The organism is Acinetobacter sp. YH12070 (assembly GCF_013419625.1).
Taxonomy (GTDB): domain Bacteria; phylum Pseudomonadota; class Gammaproteobacteria; order Pseudomonadales; family Moraxellaceae; genus Acinetobacter; species Acinetobacter amyesii.
The window spans coordinates 1-4,509 of the sequence record NZ_VOZT01000109.1 but is presented as its reverse complement, the minus strand read 5'-3'; the positions used below and the strand labels follow the sequence as shown (position 1 = coordinate 4,509).

The following is a 4,509-nucleotide window of genomic DNA, read 5'->3' as shown; positions in this document are numbered from 1 at the left end:
TTGATGCCATTTTTCTTTATACTGTCACTGAGGCAGGTTGGACATTTGATTTCTAGAGTTATTCGCATTTCTCTATTTTATCAAAATTCAACCTGCTTTGTTTCAGCATACTTTTTGAAACACCACCCTAAATTTCATATAAGAAGTTTTATGTTAAATCAGTTGATAATTTTGATAAAAATTATCGGATTACTAATTTTCACCTAAGATCACCGTAATTTTGATATTCTTATCATTCTTATTGTTTTTATTAAAATTGGTCTATTTGAATGCTGAAAAGTATAAGTTTAGAAAATTTCAAAAGTTATAGCGCTGAACAAAGCTTAGCATTAGGCCCTTTAAACTTGCTAATTGGAGCTAATGCTGCTGGTAAGTCGAATATTATTGAAGCTTTAAGACTAATTAAATGGTTTATATCAGGAGTGGATCTAGATTCTATTCAAAATAAACTAGAAGAATCAGATAAATGGTTTAGAGGTGATTTTCACGATCTAGTCTATATGTGTGAACATATTCCTATGACCTTGAAAATGAATTTCGATAATAAAGTTCAATATAGCTTTTCTATAAAAATTTTTGATAATGAATCAATATCATTGGTAAATGAAAAATTAACCATAGGTAAAAAAGTAATTTACGAAACAATTGAAAATAAGGATGAGAGCAAACAAGGTTTTTTGAAAGTAAAAATCAAGCCTAATACACCCAAAGGTTCGCCATCTAGATCTTTTAATTTTCATCCAAAAAATAAAATGGCAATATTGCCAAACATTAACAATATTCTTAATTTAATAACTGAAAACTTTGGCAATGATGAGAAAGGAGCATTTAGTGTTGATGAACAAATTTTATTAATTGATCAATGTTTAGATGATTTAAAGTCTATTCAATTCTTTGATTTTGTTCCTAGTTCAATGCGATCGTTTTCAAGAATAACTCCTAATTTAAATTTTAAAGGATCAAATTTATCAGGTGTTTTAAAAAACTTAGAAATGGAAGGGAAAATAGATCAAGTCTTAGACTTCATAAAAAATCTTCCTGAACAAAAATTTGTTGGTATAAGTTTTTTCGAAGATAATCGAGAACGTTTTTCTGTTGAACTCGAAGAAAGTTTTGGTGATGAGAATTCATCTAAGAAATGGTCAATAGAGTTACTGTCAGATGGTACTGTGCGGGTTCTTGCTATTGCTGCTGCACTGATGACAGCTAAACCAGGTTCTCTTTTAGTATTTGAAGAATTAGATAATGGTATACATCCAAATAAAGCAAAAATACTTTTAAATCAGATATATGAATATGCTAGGGATAATAAAATAAAGTTATTGATTACAACTCACAATCCAGCTCTGATGGATGGAGTGCCTAATGAAGCTTTAGAGTACGTGTCTTTTGCTTATAGAGATAAAGAAAAAGGTCATAGCTGTTTAACAAGATTATCTGAACTTGATGATTATGTTGGTCTTGTATCCCAAGGACCATTAGGTGATCTAGTTACAAAAGGTATAGTTGATAGATTCGTTAAGAATCCTTTATCTAGTGAAGATAAACGAACTATAGCTTTGAGTTGGTTAGAGTCGATGAAAGGTAAACATCGTGAATAATATTTGTTTAATTGATACAAGTGTTTTCCTAAATATTTTAGATGTACCTTCAAAGAACTCAGATAGAGAAGAAGTATTCGAATCATTTGAAACTTACACTAAGTTAGGTTGTGAATTTATTATCCCAGTAGCTACAATTATTGAAACTGGTAATCATATCGCTCAAAATGGTGATGGGAATACTAGACGGCAAGTAGCACAAGATTTTTATGAGCTTTTAGAGAAAAGTTATGCAAATGAAGCTCCTTTTATCTTTTCTAGTATATTTTCAAATGAACAGCTTCGAGAATGGATAGCTTTATTTCCTGATCATGCTGGAAGAAATAAATCACCACAGAAAACTACAGAGGGTACTAGTTTAGGTGATTTAACAATTATTAAAGAGTTTGAAATGTTATGTGAACTTCATCCTCGTGCCGATATATTTATTTGGTCACTAGACTGTGATTTGAAAATTTATATAAGAAATGTAAAAAAAATAGGGCAAACTTAAGTTTTCCTAAAATTAACATAATACACCTTATACGAAATGCTGTATAATTATCCTTATAATTCAACGCTGTAGTTCCTAGTTGATAGCCCATCTTCCCCAAGGTGGGCTTTTTTTATGATTTTTCACGTTCCACGCCTACTATTTAATCAATGTTTCACACTTTTGATTAGCTCAATTGAATAATCAGGATGCCTGGTCTTTTTCTTTTTGGCGTTCATCCAGCTCTTTCTTCAGTGCCTTTTTATCCTGGTACGATGCAATTAGCATAATCGGGATCAGCAGCGGAGCCACAATAATGCCCAGGGCAATGTCTTTCAGTTTCGGCATGATTTCTCTCCCTAGATTGCTCAGTCATGATCAAAAACAGCATTTAGCACACGGCCAAATAATCCACGTTTTTTGTGTTGTGGCACTGCCACATTTTGCAACGTGGCATGCTGTAGCGTTTGGGTGTGGTATGCCGTAGTTTCTTGCTGTGGCACTGCCACATTTTCTGCAATATTTAATTCATTATTCTTTTTATTATCATTGTCTTGTTGTGTTGTCGCATGCTGTGGTAGATCGGTGTCGCATGCCGTAGCATCTTGTTGTGGTGCTGCTGTGGCAGGTGCAACACTTTTCAGCTCAATGAGTGTTTGCATACGGTCAATTTGTTGCATTAACCGTTCTTCACGTTCTTGGTATTTTTTGACTTCATTTTCTAAATGGGCAATAAGTTTTTTTGTAGATTCATCACCTTCTTGCTTAGATGATTCAATTTTTTGAGATGTTTGCTCAGGTTCTCCAAAGCATCGGATGACCTCTGCTAGATCGAATTGTCCATCACTGGAGCGTGATAAACGTCCATTACGTACAGCTCTGTAAATGGTTGATCTATCCACATGAAATTTTTTAGATACTTCACTTAGTGATAACTTAGCCATTTACGGTGTCCTTTTTATTTGATGGCATGTATCCCACTTTTTTTAGGTATGGGTATAGTTCTTTTATTCGGTCAGGGTCTTGCAGCATCTCAGCAATACGAATAGCAAATTGCGGATAGCTTTCAGTTCCCTGGGAATAACGACCCATTTCAGGAAGTTCGGAAAGTTTATTTGCAAACATATGCCGTTGAGCATCGGTCATCTTTGAAGAAAGACCCAAAGTATCCGGATCTCTTTCTATTGATGGGCTGTCCTTCTTTTTCTGTTTAAAGTTAAAAGAAAATCCTGAAATTGATCGACCTCTTTTGTATTGTTCATACTTCACTGTGATATCTGTATGTTCGTTAATTTGTTTAATGGCGAGCTCAAGTACACTAGTTTTAAAGCGTTCCATACGCTTGTACTCAGTATCGAGTACGCCAATTCTTTGACGGAAATCACTTAGCTCTATAATTGGAGTAGAGCCCGTACTTCTCCAAGCAATTAATAACTCATATAAACGAACAGCATAAGCACTACTGAGATTACTAACTTGCTGCAATTCGTATTTAGTAAAATGCTCTTCTAAGCGCGTAATTAATGGAACTATGGCAGGGGCAAAAATAAGCTTAACCACTGCTTCATTATCTACATATCCAATTTCACTAACCCAACGGGATCTATAGTTCTCAATATTCCCTCTTTCATTTATTTTTTGATAGCTGAATTGTCTTGCGAATAAATCATTACAGGCATCTTTTAATGCCTGATAAGCGGTATTGCGGTGTACGCCAAATTGATTGATATAGCTTTCTGCATGGACAGTTAAGGGATCATTAGCATTAATCCCTTTCCCACTTTCTCTTGCCTCAACAATAGCTAATAAAATTAAACGTTGTTCTACTAAATCTAAGTTATAACTTGCATTAATTAAGGCATTGTCTTTTACAACTAACTCTCTCATGAAGCACCAGTATTATTTATTATGCTATGACACCTTAATTAATTTTAGTGCTATAAGCAAGGTAAACGGTGTCATATTGCAAGGTAAACGGTGTCATATTGCAAGGTAAACGGTGTCATATTGCAAGGTAAACGGTGTCATATGAAGTCTAGAAGCCTTTATTTACAAGGCTTTCAGCTTACCTAAAAGCATTTAAAAACTTTAAAATAATTAAAAGCCCAGGAAAGGAAAAATTGCCCTCGGTTTTCGCTACGCTCAAACTCTATTGAACTTCGCTTTCGCTCAGTTCGTAGGGGCAATTTTTGGCTTAAAATTTCGTGACTTTTAAAAAAGAAAAGCAACTAGGAATTCGCTTCGCTCATAGAACTTTTTCACTCGCTTCGCTCGACATAAAGCCATCGTAATCAGTTCGCACCCATTCGGGATGCTCTGATTCTGAGTTCTTGATACACAGGGGAGCCTGTAATCAGGGAAAAACAGGTGAAAAAATTTAGATCCCTGTAGTTCGCTCGTAGACACTCGCTAAATGCTCTCATTTGCGATTTAAGA

Annotated in this window: 5 protein-coding genes; 2 read left to right on the top strand and 3 right to left on the bottom strand. The window is 34.5% G+C overall.

Annotation, left to right across the window (positions count from 1 at the left end; translation table 11 throughout):
* The first annotated feature begins 269 nt into the window (after window positions 1–269).
* Together FTU17_RS16875 and FTU17_RS16870 are read left to right on the top strand one after the other, a co-directional pair.
* The gene (locus tag FTU17_RS16875) at window positions 270–1,601 is read left to right on the top strand and encodes an AAA family ATPase (RefSeq protein ID WP_174660738.1); all 1,332 of its coding nucleotides are present in this window, start codon (window positions 270–272) and stop codon (window positions 1,599–1,601) included.
* On the top strand, window positions 1,594–2,094 hold the full coding sequence (locus tag FTU17_RS16870) for a hypothetical protein (protein WP_180136098.1): 501 nt from the start codon (window positions 1,594–1,596) through the stop codon (window positions 2,092–2,094). The genes FTU17_RS16875 and FTU17_RS16870 overlap by 8 nt, the downstream gene beginning before the upstream one ends.
* Window positions 2,095–2,277: 183 nt before the next feature.
* Here the strand turns inward: FTU17_RS16870 and FTU17_RS16865 are convergent, their stop codons facing one another.
* Genes FTU17_RS16865 through repM form a run of 3 tightly spaced genes read right to left on the bottom strand, consistent with a single transcriptional unit; the run spans window position 2,278 to window position 3,960 of the window.
* Complete coding sequence (locus tag FTU17_RS16865; RefSeq protein ID WP_001125247.1) at window positions 2,278–2,421, bottom strand: hypothetical protein; 144 nt, start codon at window positions 2,419–2,421, stop codon at window positions 2,278–2,280.
* Window positions 2,422–2,441: 20 nt separating this feature from the next.
* On the bottom strand, window positions 2,442–3,017 hold the full coding sequence (locus FTU17_RS16860; protein WP_002011656.1) for a plasmid replication DNA-binding protein: 576 nt from the start codon (window positions 3,015–3,017) through the stop codon (window positions 2,442–2,444).
* Window positions 3,010–3,960 carry a replication initiation protein RepM gene (gene repM, locus FTU17_RS16855; RefSeq protein WP_180136096.1) on the bottom strand — a complete coding sequence of 317 codons (951 nt, stop codon included), beginning with the start codon at window positions 3,958–3,960 and terminating at the stop codon, window positions 3,010–3,012. The genes FTU17_RS16860 and repM overlap by 8 nt, the downstream gene beginning before the upstream one ends.
* Between the last annotated feature and the right edge of the window lie 549 nt (window positions 3,961–4,509).